The organism is Alloacidobacterium dinghuense (assembly GCF_014274465.1).
Lineage (GTDB): Bacteria > Acidobacteriota > Terriglobia > Terriglobales > Acidobacteriaceae > Alloacidobacterium > Alloacidobacterium dinghuense.
In genome coordinates, this window is record NZ_CP060394.1 from 2,752,758 (window position 1) to 2,770,822 (window position 18,065).

The window sequence follows — 18,065 nt, forward strand, 5'->3', positions numbered from 1 at the left end:
TGTGAGAAAACCAAGACAGAAAATACTTCAAGTTAAGCCTTCAAAATATTGAGGAAGCGATTGCTTTTTAAATCTGCTCCGGGAAAGACGAGATCCAGGTTCCGTGCGCCGACCGTCTTATAAGCTGCCTCGCCTAGAACCTGCCGGAAGTCTGTCGTGATGGCCAGATCGCGTCCTTCGTAGAGCTGATCCTGGCGCATTCCCGGCCACCTTCCATACACCCGTCCACCTTGAACGTCACCGCCAACAACGAACATGACGTTGGCGTGACCGTGATCGGTGCCTCCAGTACCGTTCTGGTGGACCGTCCGGCCAAACTCCGACATTGTGACCAGAACAATGTCGTTCGCCTGATCACCCATGTCCGTCCAGAAGGCGGCAATTCCTTCACTGAAGTCCTTCAGCCGATTGGCAAGCTGACCGGTCGCATTCCCCTGGTTCTGGTGCGTGTCCCATCCGCCAATATCGGTAAAGGCAGCCTCCACACCCAGATTGGCCTTGAGTAGCTGCGCGACCTGCCGCAGGCTGTTTCCAAACGGACCGTTGGGGTAGTTCGCGCCCGGCGCAGGCGTGTATTTCGCAGGATCGGTCGCCTGCAGCATCTTTACAGCCTCAAAAGTCTCTGTACCCGTCCCGTGCAAAACAGCATTCACACTGTCGGCATACATGGTTTGAAAGCTGGCGGCGATGGGAGCTGCCGCCGGGTTCTGCCCACCTACGCTGAAATCACGAACATTGTTGATGGCCACAGCCGGGATTTTGCCCTCAAGTGTTCTTGGAACCTGTGTACCCAGAGCCACTGCGCGAAAGGCCGAATACTTTCTGCCAGCATGCATCGCATCTTCGGACTGGAGTGCGCGGTTCAGCCAGCCATCATTCGTCGCTTTCACCCCGGGAGTGCCGCTCTCCATATAATCCTGAGCGTCGAAATGCGAGCGCGTCGGATCGGGCGAGCCGCAGGCGTGGACGATGGCCAGATGCCTCTGGTCCCAGAGAGGCTTGAGCGGCTGCATCGCCGGATGCACCCCGAAAAACCCATCCAGATCGATGACCTGGTTTTGCTGAATCGCGATCGTCGGGCGCATCTGGTAGTAGGCGCTCTCGCGATGCGGCACGACGATATTCAGGCCGTCCGCCGCGCCGCGCTGAAAGATGACGACCAGCTTCTTACCCTGCGCCTGTGCAGTCGTAGCCTGCGCCAGCACCGTCCGCGTCAGAAAACTTGGAATCGCAGAGGTGCCCACGACGGCCATCGCTCCGCCCTTCATAAATGCTCGCCGTGTAATTGCCATGGATACTCCGGCAGAAAATCAACTCACTGTTTTCAGCAGACCCGCATTTCCATGCCAAAGTTGCGGCAGAACTTCATTTCTGGAAAGGTTCTTGGCTGCCAATTTCTAGCACTGCATAAACATGGTGCCATCACGGATTCTCGCCCGGGATCACCCAACCCGAAGACCAGATGTCGCGCCAATCCCGGACGCAGACATCTATGGCTTCCCTCAGCCCCTCGATGTTGAACCGCTCGGCTTGAATCTCTAGTGCGATGAGCACGCAATTGTGTGCGGTCATGAGTGCTTGGTCAGCCATATCAGGCTGATGCTCGGACTTAAACTCCATGCGGTCGCCAACGATTTCAACTCGTCCGCTCAACGAGCCTAATGTCGGGTGCGCATGGCGCAGCGGGATGAAATAGCCGGGGACAATGAGAGTTCCGATGTGTCCCGCTTTCTTGGCCATCGATACGAAATCCAGTTTGCTCCATGTGTGGCTTAGCCGCATTTCGTCGCACGTTTTCGACTTGCATGACTTCACCATGAATCGGTTTTTGACCGCTTCAAACTTTTTCCTCTGTTCTTCTTTCAGTTCGTCGGACAGAACCTTTGTCCCGAATGTTTCCTCAATGGGCTTTATGAGCTTTTGAAGTTGTACGGCATTGAAATCTAGGAAATCCTGCACTTCGTCCGGATGGTCGTTCAGATAACGCAGAGTAACAGTTTGCTCATACATCGTACGGAGCAATTTCATTGCTGCTGCGCCGTAGCCGTTCACCGAAACAAGAAAGATTTCCATGAAGTCCTCGGCGATGAGGGTGCCGAAGAAATACACGAATCTGTCGGCCGGAGATGTCATATTCTGCGTTCGGACAAACGCTATCGTAATGGCACGTTCGAAATTTCCCATTCTTTCGTTGAACGCAGGATGTCTTTGCTCGAAAGCAGTCGCGGCGTCCGGAAACCCGTAGATTGCGGTTGCGGTTTGCATACCCGGAGTCTGCCCTAGTCATCAATCGCGTGCAAGTCTCGAAAGAATATGGAGGAAGTTGAGGGAGAGCACATTTCCTCCGGCAAAGTTTGCCAATAAAAGCAACTTCGTATCGGTTCCCTTATCGGACAACGAAAATCCCTCACCCGCCCTTCAGATGAACGAACGCTAAATTCTCCGAGGGGAACAGCATGAAAGTTGCAGGAATTGTTTTGATTGTTCTGGGTGTCATCGCCCTGATCTATGGCGGCATCACCTACACCACACACAAGAAGGTTATCGACATAGGCCCCATTCAAGCCGAGAAGAAGGAAACCCACAACATTCCACTGCCGCCGGTTCTTGGGGTCGTTGCCATCGCGGGCGGAGCTGCTCTCATGCTCATCGGCGGGAAGGGCCGCTAGGCGTTGTCAAGCCCTGTCTTGCCAAGAATCTCTGCAAATTCCTGATTCCAAGATGTAATCGTCGCAACGATCAGTGGCGGAGAATTTTGCCGAATTCGCTAAACTGGATATAGGCGGAAAATCTCCGAGAGCCGCAAGCTCGAAACGATCTATTGCGGCTAAGTGGCTGCAATACGAGGAATTTAGGAAAAGATGGGGGAGGGGTAGCCGAAAAACAAACCCGCCTCCGAAGTTAGCAACCCATTCCTCCAATCAGCTTCAGCTTGATAACGAAAAATCCAAAAGAGCCTGCATCACCCTCTTGAGCGGCAGTCGAAGACCAACATCTGTGCAGCGCAAGTATCTGCATTATGAGGAATTTACAAAATGTACGGGGGGTGAAAACCACCCCCTTTAGTACTTCATGAGCTTCGCAATCGCCTGGTAGATGTGGTCTGGCTGCGGCAGGATCACATCCTCCAGCAGCGGCTGGTAAGCCACAAAGGTGTCCATCGCAGCCACTCGCTTCACCGGAGCATCGAGGTCTTCGAATAGCTCATCGGCGATACGGGCCGCAATTTCCGCCCCATAGCCCCAGCTCAGCATGTCTTCGTAGGCAACGATGACCCGGCTGGTTTTCTTCACCGAGGTCGCAATCGCCTCCCAGTCATAAGGGCTGAGCGTGCGCAGATCGAGAATCTCCGCCTCGATGCCATGCTCGCGCTGCGCCTTCTGCGCCGCCTGCAGAGCACGCGGAACTACGGCGCCGTAAGTCACAATGGTCAGGTCCTTGCCCCCACGCACGGTCTTAGCCTTGCCGAAGGGAATCATGTAATCGGGTCCGGGATACGGCGCCCGGCCAAACGTCTCGCGATAGAGACGCTTGTGCTCAAGAAAGAGCACCGGATCGTCGCAGCGGATCGCCGTCCGCAACAAGCCGTTGGCATCGAGCGCATTCGACGGAAACACCACTCGGACGCCGGGGGTATGGGTAAAGATGCTCTCGCCCGACTGCGAGTGATAAATCGAGCCGCCGGTAAGATAGCCGCCGATAGCAACGCGAACCACAGCAGGCGCGGAGAACGTTCCGTTCGACCGCCAGCGCATTGAGCTCAGCTCATTGCGCATCTGGTGCATCGCCGGCCAGAAGTAGTCGAAGAACTGGATCTCCACCACTGGCTTCAAGCCACGCACAGCCTGTCCAACAGCGCGACCGACGATGTTCGCCTCAGCCAGCGGCGAATTGAAGGCGCGATCGCTGCCAAATTCACTCTGCAGTCCCGCCGTCAGCTTAAAGACGCCACCCTTGCCCTTGACCAGCCCTTCGCGCAGATACTCCTCACGACTGCAGTCGGCCACGTCTTCGCCGAATACGACGATGCGCGGATCGCGCCGCATCTCGTCCTTGAGGCAGGCATTGATGAGGTCCGCCATCGTACGTTCCTGCGTGTCAGACGTCTGCGCAGGTTTGGTCTGCAAGTCGGCGCGCGCCGGATCGTAATTCTCGGAGTACACATGTAGCGGGATGCTCGCCGGTTCCGGAAACGGCGCGCGCAAGGCACGCTCGGCAGCCTGACGAACCTCTTCGTCGACCTCTTTCTCCAGGCGATTGATCGCCTCGGCATCGAGAATGCCCTCGCGCAGCAGGAACATCTGCATCTTCTGCAGCGGATCGCGCAACGAGTCAGCCTCAAGCTCGCTCTTCGGCCGGTACGCACGATCGTCGTCGGAAAATGAGTGCGAGTAAGGCCGCGTCACATGCCCGTGCACGAAGGCAGGCCCATTGCCCGCTCGGCAATGCGCGACCGCCTCTTCAAAAACCCGATAGCTTTCAATCGGATCGGTCCCGTCGACCTCGGCAAAATAGAAATTCGGGAAATTTGCAACCAGCTTTGAGATGTTGCCGCCCGGCGTATTTACCTCGACGGGAACCGAGATGGCGTACTTGTTGTCCTCGACTACGAACAGCACTGGCAGCTTGAGGTTCGAAGCGGTATTCAGCGCCTCCCAGAACTCACCCTGGCTCGTCGAACCCTCGCCGAGCGAAACGTAAACAACCTCGTCACCGTGGAAGACGACGTCTTTGAAAGCGCGATAATCACCCTCATGCTCCGCCGCTTCCGGATGGCGCGAGAAATAACGCCCCGCCTCAGCGCATCCCACAGCATGCAAGACCTGCGTCGCGGTAGCCGAAGATTGCGACACAATATTCAGCTTGGTATTGCCCCAGTGCGACGGCATCTGGCGGCCACCGCTCGACGGATCGGCGGCAGCACCGACAGCCTGCAGCAGCATGTCTTCGACGGTGCTGCCAAGCGTAAGGCAAAGCGCGCGGTCGCGATAGTAAGGGAAAAACCAGTCGTAGCCGGGCTTGAGCGCCATGCCTGCAGCCACCAAAAGGGCCTCATGACCAGCGCCGGAAATCTGGAAGAAGATTTTCTGCTGCCGCTTGAGCAGGATTTCGCGGTCATCGGTGCGCCGCGAAAGATACATAAGACGGTAGACTTCAATCAGGCGCTCAGAATCGACGCCTGAAACCACACTTGTTTCATGCTGCTCAGCGCCGCTTACCGCTGCTTTTGCCATTCAAAAGAACCTCTATCATCGTTCCTGGGATAACTCGAACAACCCAGGCGACAGGTGATTGTACAGCTTTCGCCAAAGTCTGTCTGTCGTCTCGAAACAATCCAACCGTACTTTGATGCCCCGAACCGGAACCGGGAACCGGCAGCTTTTTGTTATTTCTATTCTAAGAAAGTAATAATGGATCAGCTACCCGAAACCGACCCAATATTGCCGCCGCGGCTTCGATCATCTATCCGTGAGTGCGCGCATTGACCATCGTTTTCGCAACGTGCTTTAATTCAACGTTTTCATAATGATGTCTGCCCGGAAGGTTCCGGCTCGCATTGAGGCCATTTCCGCATCTCATTTGAATTCTGGTTCTGATATGTTTCTGATTCCGGAGTGTGCAGATGCCGGAAGCGCAAGATTGGGTGATTGCTATTCTCTGGAGGACATTGAATGTCGTTTTACTCCTCGCTGGCTGCATTTTTCTGGCAGGCCACGGATTCCTTAAACACAAGCTCTGACAGTCTCTATCTCTGGATCGCGCTCGCAGTCGGCCTCCTTGGCCTGATCGCAGCGCTGGTCTTCGCACGCTCTGTCCTCAGTTCCGACACTGGAACGGCAGACATGCAACGCATCTCCGACGCTATCCGCCAGGGAGCGGAAGCCTTTATGCGCAGGCAGTACGGTACGATCGCGATGATTGCCGTAGCACTCGCCATCATTCTTTATCTTGGCTATCGTCTCTCGCCGTTTACTGCTCCATATGCGAATAAAGTCGTCATCAGCTTCCTGATCGGCGCAACCTGCTCGGCGCTCGCAGGTCAAACGGGTATGTGGGTGTCCATTCGCTCGAACATCCGTACAGCATCGGCTGCTCGCACAAGCTTGGGAAAAGCACTGCAGATCGCGCTGCGCGGCGGCGCCGTGACAGGGCTCATCGTGGTAGCACTCTCACTGCTCGGAGTCGGCGTTCTCTTTCTTCTCTTCGGCGGACTGCAACACCCGCAGGAGACCCCGTTCAAGCTCGTCGGCTTTGGCTTTGGAGCATCCTTGGTGGCGCTCTTTGCCCAGCTCGGTGGCGGCATCTATACCAAGGCTGCTGACGTAGGCGCTGATCTGGTTGGCAAAGTCGAAGCTGGAATTCCGGAAGACGATCCCCGCAACCCGGCTGTCATTGCGGACCTCGTGGGCGACAACGTCGGCGATTGCGCAGGTCGCGGCGCAGACATCTTCGAGTCGACTGCCGCAGAGAACGTCGGCGCCATGATTCTCGGCGCTGCGCTCTACCCCGTCTTCGGAATCAAGGGCATTCTCTTCCCGCTCATCGTGCAAGCGATCAATCTCATCGCCAGCATCATCGGCGTCAGCATTGTGCACAGCAAGGAAGACGAAGATCCGATGCACGCGCTCAACCGGGGCTATTATGTCACGTCGATTCTGGCGCTCGTCGGCTTTGCGGTTGCGGTCTACTACATGCTGCAGGGACGCTGGTGGCTGCTCGGATGCGGTATCTGTGGCATCATCACCTCGTTCCTCTTCGTCCGCATCACCGAGTACTACACGGAAACGCGCTTTCGTCCGGTGCAGAGTATCGCCAAGGCCTCGCTGACCGGCCCAGCGACGAACATCATCAGCGGAATCGCCGTCGGCATGGAAACCCCCGCAGTTCCGGTCATCGTTATCGGCTGCGCACTGCTGTTCAGCTACTATTTCGGCACACGTGGATTGGCCGACGTATCCACGATTTCCGAATACTCAAAGGGCATCTATGGCACTGCCATTGCAACCATGGGCATGCTCTCTTCAGCGGCTTACATCCTGGCGATGGATACCTTCGGTCCCATCACCGACAATGCTGGCGGCATCATTGAAATGAGTAACCAGCCGCACGACATTCGCGAAAAAACCGACAAGCTTGACGCCGCCGGAAACACAACGAAGGCACTCACCAAGGGATACGCCATCGGTTCAGCCTCCCTAGCGGCCTTCCTGCTCTTCTCCGCTTACCTCGAGGCTATTCACGACATCGTTAGCCAGCGGCTCGCTGCTGCGGGCGAAGTTTTGCCGGCATCGTGGAGCTTCTCGAATGTCAACCTTGCATCGGTGCCCGTCTTCGTCGGCGCATTGCTGGGTGCAATGTTGACCTACCTTTTCTCCTCGATGGCGATCAAAGCTGTAGGCCGCGCCGCGCAAACCGTGATTCAGGATGTCCACCAGCAGTTCAAAGAGAATCCCGGCATCATGGAAGGCACGTCGCAGCCTGATTACGGACGCTGCGTCCACATCGTCACCGGAGCGGCGCTCAAGGAAATGGTCTTGCCGGGTGTGCTCGCGGTTGCGATGCCGCTCGCAGTGGGCGTCATCTTTCGACATTTCAGTTCGACCTTCAACCTCAAGGAGCTAGCCGATTCTCCAACCATCCACGGCATCCCTGTGAACCTGAGCGGAGCTGAGGCTGTTGCCGCACTGCTCATGGTCGGCACCATCTCCGGTATCTTGCTCGCTATGCTGATGAACAACGGCGGCGGCGCATGGGACAACGCCAAGAAGTTCATTGAGACTGGCCAGTATGGCGGCAAACGCTCAGAAGCGCACAAGGCTGCAGTTGTGGGCGACACGGTTGGCGATCCTTTCAAGGACACAGCCGGGCCGTCGTTGCACGTGCTCATCAAACTGCTGGCGACCGTAACACTGGTGCTGGCTCCCCTCTTCGTCTGAGAATGTTCGGAGCCATATAAAAGGCCGCCCCGCAAGGCGGCCTTTTATTTCTCGTCACAATCTCTGCTATTGTTCCGCAATGGTTTGGCGAAGCAAAGAACCCTGGTCCAGGCAGGATTATCAGTAATCTCTAAAGGCGAAGACGGACTTCGATGCTACATTATCTTTGGTATAGGCGCAGACAGGACTATCGGTACTATCGTTCTGTCCCATTTAAGAGGTTGTGGCCCTTTTTCGCCGCGGTATTTTGCCTCTTTTGCATTCTTGGAGTCTTTGGCGACTTGACCAGCCTGGGACGCCTCCCTTATGTGATTCTTGCGGCGAATGCAATTCTCAGCGGCCTGACGGCAAACCTGTATCTCTTCATCGCCCTACGGCTCAGGACATATCTTTTCTTTGTCGTATCAGTCCTTCAGATTCCCCTTTGGATCGCATTCGGCTACCTCGTTCCTATCGCCACTCGCCATTATCACTTGCGCGAGCCTGCCCCCGAAGCTGGCGTTCGGGTTGATGCGATTGCCATTTTGGTGCTGGTGATTCTTTCGTATTCCTTCTTCGTCCGCTTCCTTCGGGGCGAAGGCCGTGAGGCATTCCGGCTCAGCAATGAACTCGAACTGGCTCACGGTATCCAGAAGACACTCGTACCGCCGATTCATCTGCGGACAGAGCAGTTCGAACTCTACGGCCGCTCCGATCCGAGTGAGAAGGTTGGCGGCGATCTCGTCGACGCGCTCGAACTCGAAGACGGCAGCACGGTTGCCTACATCGCCGACATTGCGGGTCATGGCCTGCAGGCCGGCATCCTGATGGGAATGCTGAAGACCGCTGCGCGCACGGCCCTGCTCGATGCTGCATCAACTGATGCGCGCATGGTTTTGCCTGTGCTCATGGACAGGCTGAACCGCGTGCTCCCTAGCGTAAAAGAACCGCAGATGTATGCCACGTTCGCCGGCTTTCGTCTGAATCCCGATGGCAGCGTCTTCTACGCACTGGCCGCGCATCCGCCAATTTTGCATTACCGCGCCGACGCGCGCTCAGAGCACCTCTCAACAGAACAGTTTCCACTTGGGCTTTTGCCGGTCGACGGCTATTCTTCGGCAGCCACGACCATGGCCTCCCGCGACCTGCTCATCGTCGTAACAGATGGAATTCTTGAAGCCAGCGACAAATCTGAAGACGAGTTCGGTCTTATCCGCCTGCAGGAAGTAATCGCCCGTCACGCTACGAGCAGCCTTCCTGATATGGCAACCGCGATACTCACGGCCGCTCGCGCCTTCGGCAAACAGATTGACGACCAGACGCTGTTGCTGATCCGAAGGCTATAGCCGCCTAGGCTGCCGCGTTCAGAAAACGCCGCACCGCAAGCAGCGCCATCAGGCGCGTGATTCCACTGATGAGAAGGTTTACGCCGACAATCGTAGCAATCGCCCAGGCTGCGCTCGAAGGCCAGCGGTCGAGAATCAAAAGGGCAAGAAGCAGAGTAACCACGCCGTCAAACAACAGCCATCCGGAACCAGCCGTCTTGCGCATCGAGAAGAAATGAATGATGGCGAAAAATCCTTCGATCAAAAAGATGATGCCAAGAACAAATGTGAAAGAAATCAATCCGATTACCGGGTGCATGAGCAGCCAGATTCCGCCAATGATGTAGACGATACCGACGAGTGTGCGCCAGAGATAACCGCCGAATCCGCCGCTGACTGGAGCCGTAGTTAAGTGAATAACGCCTGCAACCAGGATCAAAGTGGCCAGCACGTAGGCCATGCTGATTCCTGCAAGCGACGGCAGGCATAGCGATATAAATCCGCAGATGATCAGAATTACGGCCCAGGCAATAGCCAGCCCCGTTCCGCGCTTAAGCGTAGTGCTGAGTGCATCTGTTGCCATGCGACCCCCTTCAAGGAGAATGACCACAACCACAGATTCAGCGTTTTACAAAGATGCTGACAGTACCGAAGACCGTTTTATTGGAGCAGGTTTTTCCGCAACATCATACTCGCGAACACATTAGGATGCTAAGGAAAACGCAGGGCGCTAGCTTCCCTTCATCTTCTCCTTAACAGCCTTAGCCAGCTTCTCAATTTCCTCAGCCTTCTTGATCACGGAGACAGACATCTGATCCTTGTCGCTTTTTGCCACCTCGTCCTTGAGTTGTTCCGTAAGAGTCAGCAGCTTGGCCGTGTCAGTAACGATATCCTTCTGGCGCTGGTCATTCCGCCTCTGCGCCTGCTGCACCATCGCCCGGTGCGCCATGGTATCTCCATCGTTCTCATCGCTTGAATTTGGCGCTTGACCAGGAGACACGGGCGGACGCGTGGTAATGGGAGGCAGCGTCTGCTGCGCTTTCGCCGTCAGGAAACAACCACCGAGAACGACAACCACCGCAAAAAGACTCAGCCGTAGCGAATTGGCATCTAAACATCGCATCAGGCCATTATAAGAATGTTTGCTATGTTCGTGACACCTATGCTTTCGCTCTCCTCCATCTTTGCTGCAAATGACGTTCATACGTCGTATAGCGCGAAATTTCTCGATGACCTGCAGGCCTTTGCATACGAAAAACTCCCGCCAATCGTAATCACCCTGATCCTCGCATGGGTTCTTAGCCGTGTTCTGAAGGCCATCACAAATCGCGTTGTCCGCATCACCGAGCGGCATGGGGCCGGTGCAGCTCGCTTGGCGCAGGTGCGCACGCTCGCATCTGTCATCCGCGCGACAGGGATTGGATTTATCGCCATCGTTGCGGCGATGGAGATATTGCCGAAGCTGGGATTCGAGTTGGGGCCGCTGCTCGCCAGCGCCGGCGTCGCCGGGGTTGCCATAGGCCTGGCGGCACAGACAATTGTGAAAGACTGCCTGAACGGGATTCTTATTCTCATCGAAGATCAGTACAACGTTGGAGACAAAGTCCGGTTGGCGGGATTGACCGGCATCGTTGAGTCTCTTTCATTACGCAAAACCACCGTGCGCGATGGCGATGGCACGCTGTATGTTATTCCAAATTCGCAGATCACCACCGTTGCCAATCTCACCCGCGATTATTCCGTTGCAACCATCAATGTCTCGGTCGATTTCTCCGCCGATCCAGACAAAGTTCTTGCATTGCTGAAAGAAGTCGCTATGGGCGTACGCAACGATCCCGCTTACAGCGATCTCTTCATCAGCGACCCCACACTGCTTGGCGTCGACACCATCAAGGGATCGCAGGTGATCTACCCGGTGCAGCTCAAAACGAAGGCTGACAAGCAGTGGGCGCCGATGCGCGAAACACAGCGGCGCATCCGGATCGCCTTGGCCGAAAACGGGATGCTGCCGGGAGATCCGTTACGCGTTTATGGATCAAACTTTCAGGTGGTCGGCGCGCGCGACAGCGAAGCCGCATCGAAGCCGGCCGATCCAACCGCAGCCAAGGCAAATGAAATCAACCCCTTCACCGGCGAAGGCTTGTGATAATCGCCGCAAATCAGCGGCTTTCCATGCGGCGATCTACTGAGACGATGGAAGAGCGCAGCTTTAGATTCCGCTCAATTCTTTCAACAACTCTTCGCTATCTCGCGTGGGCGGCTGGCACGCATTGCCCCGGCAGACGACCGCAAAGCTCGTCTCTTCTTCAAGCAACGGAAGTTGCGGCAACGTGTCTGCCAGCACAGGAGGAAGATTCACCCATGTTACCTGATTGCGTTGTATAGTAATGATGCTTTTGTTCACCGCGTAGCGAGCGCTGGCAATAGTGGCCAGTTGTTGTGCCTGTTCATCATCGCCAATAACGACAACCTGGACCTGCGGCAGTAACAATCGCTCCAGCGCAAGCCCATAGGTGCCGGCGTACAAACCAAAATGCTCGACAACACCGCCGAAATGCTCGAGTGTATCTTCCGCTTTTTCACGAAAATCGGCGCGTCCGCTCAGCGCTTCGAGACGCAACAGCGCCGCTGCAGCAGCCGGATTGCCAGCAGGCGTCGGCGTATCCTGCAGCGGCTTGCGACGCGCTGATAGCGCACCCAGCACTTCTCCTTCCGGCCTTTCTGTGTCGTAGAAGCCTCCGCCCGTCGAATCATAGAAGCGCTCCACCATCGCTTCGCCAATTTCCATAGCTGCTTTGTAGTAGCGAAGTTCTCCAGTGGATTGCCACCCATCGACGCACGCCAGCGCGAGAAAAGCATAGTCGTCCAGAACACCGGCCACCCGCTGCCGGGCCTGCTTTTGATCTGAGTACGCGATGACGTGCGCTAACCCGGAATCCTTATCCCATCCCTCGCATAGGATCCGATCCAGCGTCTTCAGCGCGAAGTCGCGTGGAGCCGCGATCTGCAGCACATGCGCAGCCTCAAGATAGGCCGAGACAGCAAGCGCATTCCAGCTTGTATAAACGGTTTTGTCCACGAACGGCGTGGGCCGCGTCAATCGCGCAGCGTAGAGCTTTTTCTGCGCTGATGCCAAGTCGTTTCGAACACCTTCGACGCTACGCGACAGCCTCTGTGTAACGTCCTCGACGGTGTACTTCACATGCAGCACATTCTTTTTCGGATCGTGGTGCATGTCTCCCATCTCGCCGATATCGAAATAAATTCCCACCACCGCCAACTCATTTTCAGTTAGAACAGCCGCCGCTTCTTCCTTCGTCCATGTGAAATAGTCGCCATCGTCATCGAACGATACGTCCGCGTCCTGCGACGCATAAAAGCCCCCGTGCTCGCGGTCGGTAAGCCATTCATCCATCCAGCGCATCATGTCCTTGGCGACACGCGCGAACTCCGGGTCCACAAATGTCTGGAACGCATGCACGTAGTTCTTCAGCAGTTCCGCATTGTCATACAGCATCTTTTCGAAATGCGGCACCACCCAGCGCTCATCAACGGAATAGCGGTGAAACCCTCCGCCAAGGTGATCGTAGATACCGCCGGAAGCCATCTTCTTGAGCGTCACGGTCGCGGCTTCCTTCGCTCTCTCGTTACCGGTGCGCGCGGCCACGTCAATCAATAGATCGAGCGCAGCCGGATGCGGGAATTTCGGCTGCGTGCCAAAGCCGCCGTGACGCGGATCGAATTGGCTCACGGCGCTTGCAACCAGCTTATCTGCCAGTTCCAGACTCAGCGAACTGCTGCGTCCGGAAAAGCTCTCGCCATGCTCGATCGCAGCCACAACGCTGCCCGCTGTTTCCAGAGCGTCGCCACGCTTTGTCGTCCACACATCGGCGAGTGTTCGCAGCACGCGCTCAAACCCCGGACGCCCGTAACGGTCGTCGCGCGGAAAGTACGTCCCTCCGAAAAACGGCATCCCCTCTGGAGTCAGAATCGCCGTCAGCGGCCAGCCGCCCTGTCCGCTCATAGCCTGCACCGCAGCCTGATAGCGGCTGTCCACATCGGGGCGCTCATCGCGGTCGACCTTCACCGCCACAAAATGTTGATTGATGACCTGCGCGAGCGAAGCGTCTTCATACGACTCGCGATCCATTACATGGCACCAGTGACACCAGACCGCGCCAATATCGAGCAGAATCGGCTTGTCTTCTTTCGCCGCGAGCGCAAACGCTTCCGGTGACCACTCGTGCCACTTCACCGGCTGATGCATGGCAGAGCGCAGATACGAAGACGCAGCATGTTCGAGGGAGTTGTATTCACTCATCCCTTAAAGTCTATCGTCTTACATGAAGCACGACCAAAAGAGCAGAGTCCTCAGCCGACCAGCCGCCGCGCAATCTGCACATATAGATCCACGGCTTCCAAAAGTTCGCGCTTGGCCAGCTTTTCATGCGGAGTGTGCGCCACATGAATCGATCCGGGGCCAAGCAACACGGGCTCACCCCAGTTCAACAGAGCAGGAATATCCGTCGTGAACGCAGCAACCATTGTCGGCAGGCCATCCAATTGCCGCATGCGAATAAAAGGAAGATCAAGTGTGAAGTGAACCTCTGCCAGATCGCCCACGGCATCGAGAATCGCTGTGCGCACCGGTTCGGACGGACCAACCAGACGCACCAGCATCTGCGCTTCCGCATGGTCCGCAATCACATTCGTAGCACGCCCGCCTTCGAGCAAACCGATATTCAGATTGCACGGTCCCACGCCTTCCGTCACGGGCATCGGAATCGCCAGGACTCGATCCAGTGCCTCAACCAGCTTGTGAATTGCGCTCTCACCCAGTTCCGGATACGCCGAATGGGCCATCTTTCCTTTCGCGCGGATCAGCACACGCAATGCACCCTTCGATGCAATCGCCAATCGATTATCCGTAGGCTCGCCGTTGATCAGAAATCTGCTGCCCTTCGGTTGCGTATTCGCAAGCTTGGCGCCGCCCGAATCGCGCTCTTCACCAACGACAAAGAGCAGCCCGACCTTCACGCCGTCTTCACGCAAGCGCTCTGCCGCGGCGATCTGCGCCGCAATGATCCCCTTTGCATCGCAAGCTCCACGTCCGTAGATGTTCAGGTCGTCTTCACTGCTGGGAATAAACGGCGGCACTGTATCCAGGTGCGTCGAGAGAACAACATCCGGCGTCTGCTTCACAACTCCGGCGTACACGTTGAATCGCTCTCCTTTGTTCTCCGGCTGGTCAACCGGTGTTGTTTCGACAGCAAAATTACGCCCCGCGAGAAACTCCGCAAGAAATGCACCCACCGCCCCTTCGTTATAGGTAATCGATTCGATGTCGATCAGTCTGCGCGTCAGTTGAATCGGATCAAGCGTCATCGTGTCCCAGAATACCCCAACCTCGCTCGCCTCCCGGTGAATCCGCCTTGTTCCGCTCGTTTGACCGACGGCTTGGCTACAATACTTGAGAAACATGACAACGATCTCTTCCGGCTCCGCAGTGCTACGCACAATCGACGACCTGCGCGGCCCCGCAGGCAGGCTCGAAGCTCTATTGAACACCGGCTCAAGCGATGCTCCATACGCTGCCCTCGTTTGCCATCCGCATCCGCTCGGCGGCGGGACGATGCACAACAAGGTCGTCTACCACGCCATGAAGGCGCTCCAGTCCTTTGGATTGCCGGTGCTGCGATTCAACTTCCGCGGTATCGGATTAAGCGAAGGCTCGCATGATGGACACGAAGAACGAAGTGATGTTCAGGCGGCTCTCGACTGGCTGGAACGCGAATACCACCTTCCCATTCTGTTTGCCGGATTCTCCTTTGGCGCAGCCATGGGTCTGCAAGCCTGCTGCGGCGACGAGCGCGTCAAAGGACTGATCGCTCTGGGATTGCCCGTTCAAGCCGAGGGTCGCGACTATCACTACCGTTTCCTGCCTTCGTGTCCGCAACCGAAGCTCTTTATCAGCGGCGCGCGCGATCAATATGGACCACAGTTGCGGGTCGAAGATGTTGTTCACTCCGCAAAACAGCCCGCAGAGCTAGTGTGGATCGATGATGCGGATCACTTCTTCGTAGGTAAACTGGATCAGGTCCAGCTTGCCATTCGCAACTGGGTGCAAATGCATTTTCTTCCTGCCAGAGTCTCATGACCCCCGAAACCGGCCCGAAACTCGAAGAGCTCCACTCGGCAGCGCAAAGTATGTTTCTGCATGCGCTCGACGCGTGCGACATCGGCAAGGCATTCGATCGTCATCTCCACTTCGATGGCACAACTCTGATCCGCCATCCATCGGCAGCGCTGAAGCCTGTCTCCATCCCGCTCGATCGATATAAGAAGGTATTTGTCATTTCCTTTGGCAAGGCGGCCATGACCATGCTCGACGCTCTGATCGAGCGGTTGCCAAAGAAAATTCACCTGCGTGGCGTCTGTTGCGCACCCGTAACACCGAAGAAGAGAAACTGGCGTATCCGGTACTTCACCGGTGGCCATCCTCTTCCCAACGAAGATTCTTTCGCAGCCGCAGAAGCCACGCTCAAGCTCCTCAAGCGGGCTCGCAAGGATACCTTCGTATTCTTTCTCATTAGCGGCGGCGGCTCCGCCATGCTCGAATTGCCGCGCAACCAGAAGATTTCACTCGACGATACGATTGCCTTTCACGAGACGCTCATCGCATCCGGCGCCTCCATCACTGAGATCAATACCATCCGAAAATATTTCTCCGCTGTAAAAGGCGGACGCCTCGCGCTGGCTGCGCCCGAAGCAGAAAAGCTCTCGCTGCTTCTCGCCGACGTGCCTCTCAAGGATCTTGGTTCGGTTGCTTCATCACCCACACTGCCCAATCAATCAACCCTTGAGGACTGCCGCGAAGTCTTGGCACGATTTCATCTGCTCGAAAAATTTCCGCCCTCCGTGCGCACCTATTTCGAATCGCTCTCGTCTGACGTTGCCGCCGAAACACACGGCCCGATTGCGGACGAGGCATTCCGTCACACGCAATTTGACACTCTGCTGTCGAACCACGATTTCCTGAACGCAGCCCGCGACCGCGCGCAGGAACTCGGCTTCCGCGTAGTCATCGACAACGCCTGTGATGACTGGGATTATGCCGATGCATCTCGCTATTTGCTGAAGCGCTTTCATGAGCTTCGCGCTCAGCATCCAAGGCTGTGCCTGCTCTCAAGCGGTGAAGTGACGGTCCAGCTCGGCCCGCAGCCTGGATGTGGCGGACGCAATCAGCAGTTCGCGCTCGCGTCAGCCTTTGACCTTGCCAGGTACGAAGGTCAGCCGCTCGTAGTCCTCAGCGCCGGATCCGACGGCATCGACGGCAACAGCCCTGCTGCCGGTGCCATCGTGGATACGACGACCATAGCGCGCGCCCGCGAATTCCACTTCGATCCGGAAGGGAATCTAGTCCGGTTCGATACTTGCCCCCTCTTCACCGCCCTCGGCGACACGATCATCACCGGACCAACAGGCAATAATCTTCGCGACCTTCGCATTCTGCTTGCCTCTCGCGACGAGTAAGTCGCGGCGACGCTCGAAGAGTTGCCGGAGAATGATCCGTAGCTGAATCAATCTAAGCTGCTACAGGCATGCGGTATTCTGGAAGCATTAGCCGTTCGGAAAAGGAGAAGCAACTTGGCTCTGTTCGTTATTGGTACCTTCGCGACCATTTTTGTAGTGGGAATTCTGTGGGCCACCAGCCGCAAGGCAGACGATCACTCGCACGAGGCTTAGAGAGTAGATCGAACAAGTTGCGGCCCATGCGCCGCCTCACTGCGGTCGATTTTCCTGAGAAAAGCGTTCGCCACATCTGAAAATGCGATCGGAGCCTCGTCGTGCGGGAGGTGCCCTACACCGGGGAGGATCACCATCTCTGCGCGAGGAAGCACCTTTTCGAGCTGGCGGCCTGATTCCAGACTGACCGCCCGATCGCGTGTCCCCCACATCAGCAGGGTCGGCACATCACGCAGTTTTTCCAGCGAAGCCCCAAGCTCGCGCATATCCTCGAACCAGCTATCCAGAATATTCAGCACGTGCTGCACGGTTCCCGGAACACGCAGCGAGCTCATATAGCGCTCCAATGCTTCTTGCCGAACGAGCTTGCTGTTCCCATACATGCGACCCAGCGCCAGTTCCTGCAGTTTTTCCGGCAGATTCGGAACTTGGTTTGCGAACCACCGCCCCAGCGGAGTCCGGTAGAAATGCACCATCGGATCACCTAGGAGAGAAAACGGATTAGCCGGAGCGTGCAACAACAGGCTGCGCACCCTTTCCGGATGACGCGCCGCCAGCATCATCGCCACGGCGCCCCCATGCGACGTTCCCATGATGTCCGCCCGGCCAATGCCCACTTCGTCAAGGAAAGTCGCCATGCGATCGGCATGCGCACGCAGGCTTGCGTCAAGACCCGGCACGCGGTCCGACCGTCCGATCCCGAACGAATCGACGGCGTAGACGAACGAATCCTGCCCCAGCCTTGAAAGGCAGGGATACCAGGCATGTGCCGATCCCAGAAGTCCATGCAGAAGAAGGAGAGACGGACCATTGCCCGTTGTAAGGCAATACATCCTGTGTCCGTTGACCGGGACCGAAATCTCATTGACTCGCGGATCGTCCGCCAGTATCCAGCTTGCTAATGCCATCGAAAACCCTCGGCCAGACTCCGCGTACGCTCCAGCAGCCCAGCAAATTCACAAAATATTAAACTAATTTTTAAGACAAGTGTATGACCCAAAAAGATGCCTTTTATGTCCACAGTTCCAAATACCAGCCGCAGGACCCGATTTGCACAGGATGAAAGGCGTTTTAAGCT

The 18,065-nt window shown here is 56.4% G+C and carries 14 protein-coding genes; 6 read left to right on the forward strand and 8 right to left on the reverse strand.

Annotated elements, in window-relative coordinates; all coding sequences use genetic code 11:
* Positions 1–32: 32 nt before the first annotated feature.
* The gene (locus H7849_RS11175; RefSeq protein WP_186746539.1) at positions 33–1,292 is read right to left on the reverse strand and encodes a DUF1501 domain-containing protein; all 1,260 of its coding nucleotides are present in this window, start codon (positions 1,290–1,292) and stop codon (positions 33–35) included.
* Positions 1,293–1,422: 130 nt separating this feature from the next.
* Positions 1,423–2,265: a DUF5677 domain-containing protein gene (locus H7849_RS11180; protein ID WP_349627468.1), complete on the reverse strand. Its 843-nt coding sequence runs from the start codon at positions 2,263–2,265 to the stop codon at positions 1,423–1,425.
* 191 nt (positions 2,266–2,456) lie between these two features.
* Between H7849_RS11180 and H7849_RS11185 the strand changes: the two genes are divergently transcribed.
* Positions 2,457–2,669 (forward strand): DUF3185 domain-containing protein, encoded by a 213-nt coding sequence (locus H7849_RS11185; protein ID WP_186746543.1) that lies wholly within the window; start codon positions 2,457–2,459, stop codon positions 2,667–2,669.
* A gap of 393 nt (positions 2,670–3,062) precedes the next feature.
* Here H7849_RS11185 and H7849_RS11190 read toward each other — a convergent pair whose 3' ends face one another.
* On the reverse strand, positions 3,063–5,234 hold the full coding sequence (locus tag H7849_RS11190) for an alpha-ketoacid dehydrogenase subunit alpha/beta (RefSeq protein WP_186746545.1): 2,172 nt from the start codon (positions 5,232–5,234) through the stop codon (positions 3,063–3,065).
* Positions 5,235–5,672: 438 nt separating this feature from the next.
* Between H7849_RS11190 and H7849_RS11195 the strand changes: the two genes are divergently transcribed.
* Together H7849_RS11195 and H7849_RS11200 are read left to right on the forward strand one after the other, a co-directional pair.
* Positions 5,673–7,937: a sodium-translocating pyrophosphatase gene (locus H7849_RS11195; protein WP_186746547.1), complete on the forward strand. Its 2,265-nt coding sequence runs from the start codon at positions 5,673–5,675 to the stop codon at positions 7,935–7,937.
* A gap of 281 nt (positions 7,938–8,218) precedes the next feature.
* Complete coding sequence (locus tag H7849_RS11200) at positions 8,219–9,262, forward strand: PP2C family protein-serine/threonine phosphatase (RefSeq protein WP_186746548.1); 1,044 nt, start codon at positions 8,219–8,221, stop codon at positions 9,260–9,262.
* Positions 9,263–9,266: 4 nt separating this feature from the next.
* Here the strand turns inward: H7849_RS11200 and H7849_RS11205 are convergent, their stop codons facing one another.
* Positions 9,267–9,824 (reverse strand): HdeD family acid-resistance protein, encoded by a 558-nt coding sequence (locus H7849_RS11205; protein ID WP_186746550.1) that lies wholly within the window; start codon positions 9,822–9,824, stop codon positions 9,267–9,269.
* 147 nt (positions 9,825–9,971) lie between these two features.
* A complete protein-coding gene (locus H7849_RS11210; protein ID WP_186746551.1) occupies positions 9,972–10,364 on the reverse strand; it encodes a flagellar basal body L-ring protein FlgH in 393 nt (130 codons plus the stop codon).
* A 24-nt stretch (positions 10,365–10,388) separates the two neighbouring features.
* Between H7849_RS11210 and H7849_RS11215 the strand changes: the two genes are divergently transcribed.
* Positions 10,389–11,387: a mechanosensitive ion channel family protein gene (locus H7849_RS11215; RefSeq protein ID WP_251106749.1), complete on the forward strand. Its 999-nt coding sequence runs from the start codon at positions 10,389–10,391 to the stop codon at positions 11,385–11,387.
* Between the two features lie 63 nt (positions 11,388–11,450).
* Here the strand turns inward: H7849_RS11215 and H7849_RS11220 are convergent, their stop codons facing one another.
* Positions 11,451–13,562, reverse strand: coding sequence for a thioredoxin domain-containing protein (locus H7849_RS11220; protein WP_186746553.1), 2,112 nt, complete (start codon positions 13,560–13,562; stop codon positions 11,451–11,453).
* 50 nt (positions 13,563–13,612) lie between these two features.
* Positions 13,613–14,626, reverse strand: coding sequence for a M20/M25/M40 family metallo-hydrolase (locus tag H7849_RS11225; protein WP_186747432.1), 1,014 nt, complete (start codon positions 14,624–14,626; stop codon positions 13,613–13,615).
* A 94-nt stretch (positions 14,627–14,720) separates the two neighbouring features.
* Here H7849_RS11225 and H7849_RS11230 point away from each other — a divergent pair, with 94 nt between their 5' ends.
* Both H7849_RS11230 and H7849_RS11235 read left to right on the forward strand, forming a co-directional pair.
* The gene (locus H7849_RS11230) at positions 14,721–15,398 is read left to right on the forward strand and encodes an alpha/beta hydrolase (protein ID WP_186746555.1); all 678 of its coding nucleotides are present in this window, start codon (positions 14,721–14,723) and stop codon (positions 15,396–15,398) included.
* A complete protein-coding gene (locus H7849_RS11235) occupies positions 15,395–16,774 on the forward strand; it encodes a glycerate kinase type-2 family protein (protein WP_186746556.1) in 1,380 nt (459 codons plus the stop codon). Before H7849_RS11230 ends, H7849_RS11235 begins: the two co-directional genes overlap by 4 nt.
* A 209-nt stretch (positions 16,775–16,983) precedes the next feature.
* Here the strand turns inward: H7849_RS11235 and H7849_RS11240 are convergent, their stop codons facing one another.
* The gene (locus H7849_RS11240; RefSeq protein WP_186746558.1) at positions 16,984–17,895 is read right to left on the reverse strand and encodes an alpha/beta fold hydrolase; all 912 of its coding nucleotides are present in this window, start codon (positions 17,893–17,895) and stop codon (positions 16,984–16,986) included.
* Positions 17,896–18,065 lie beyond the last annotated feature (170 nt).

What these genes read in the sequence shown, in the direction of transcription:
- H7849_RS11175 (WP_186746539.1), bottom strand. Translation starts at nt 1,292, where the DNA reads ATGGCAATTACACGGCGAGCATTTATGAAGGGCGGAGCGATGGCCGTC.
- H7849_RS11215 (WP_251106749.1), top strand. Translation starts at nt 10,389, where the DNA reads ATGTTCGTGACACCTATGCTTTCGCTCTCCTCCATCTTTGCTGCAAAT.
- H7849_RS11230 (WP_186746555.1), top strand. Translation starts at nt 14,721, where the DNA reads ATGACAACGATCTCTTCCGGCTCCGCAGTGCTACGCACAATCGACGAC.
- H7849_RS11240 (WP_186746558.1), bottom strand. Translation starts at nt 17,895, where the DNA reads ATGGCATTAGCAAGCTGGATACTGGCGGACGATCCGCGAGTCAATGAG.
- H7849_RS11225 (WP_186747432.1), bottom strand. Translation starts at nt 14,626, where the DNA reads ATGACGCTTGATCCGATTCAACTGACGCGCAGACTGATCGACATCGAA.
- H7849_RS11235 (WP_186746556.1), top strand. Translation starts at nt 15,395, where the DNA reads ATGACCCCCGAAACCGGCCCGAAACTCGAAGAGCTCCACTCGGCAGCG.
- H7849_RS11205 (WP_186746550.1), bottom strand. Translation starts at nt 9,824, where the DNA reads ATGGCAACAGATGCACTCAGCACTACGCTTAAGCGCGGAACGGGGCTG.
- H7849_RS11190 (WP_186746545.1), bottom strand. Translation starts at nt 5,234, where the DNA reads ATGGCAAAAGCAGCGGTAAGCGGCGCTGAGCAGCATGAAACAAGTGTG.
- H7849_RS11210 (WP_186746551.1), bottom strand. Translation starts at nt 10,364, where the DNA reads ATGCGATGTTTAGATGCCAATTCGCTACGGCTGAGTCTTTTTGCGGTG.
- H7849_RS11180 (WP_349627468.1), bottom strand. Translation starts at nt 2,265, where the DNA reads ATGCAAACCGCAACCGCAATCTACGGGTTTCCGGACGCCGCGACTGCT.
- H7849_RS11195 (WP_186746547.1), top strand. Translation starts at nt 5,673, where the DNA reads ATGTCGTTTTACTCCTCGCTGGCTGCATTTTTCTGGCAGGCCACGGAT.
- H7849_RS11185 (WP_186746543.1), top strand. Translation starts at nt 2,457, where the DNA reads ATGAAAGTTGCAGGAATTGTTTTGATTGTTCTGGGTGTCATCGCCCTG.
- H7849_RS11220 (WP_186746553.1), bottom strand. Translation starts at nt 13,562, where the DNA reads ATGAGTGAATACAACTCCCTCGAACATGCTGCGTCTTCGTATCTGCGC.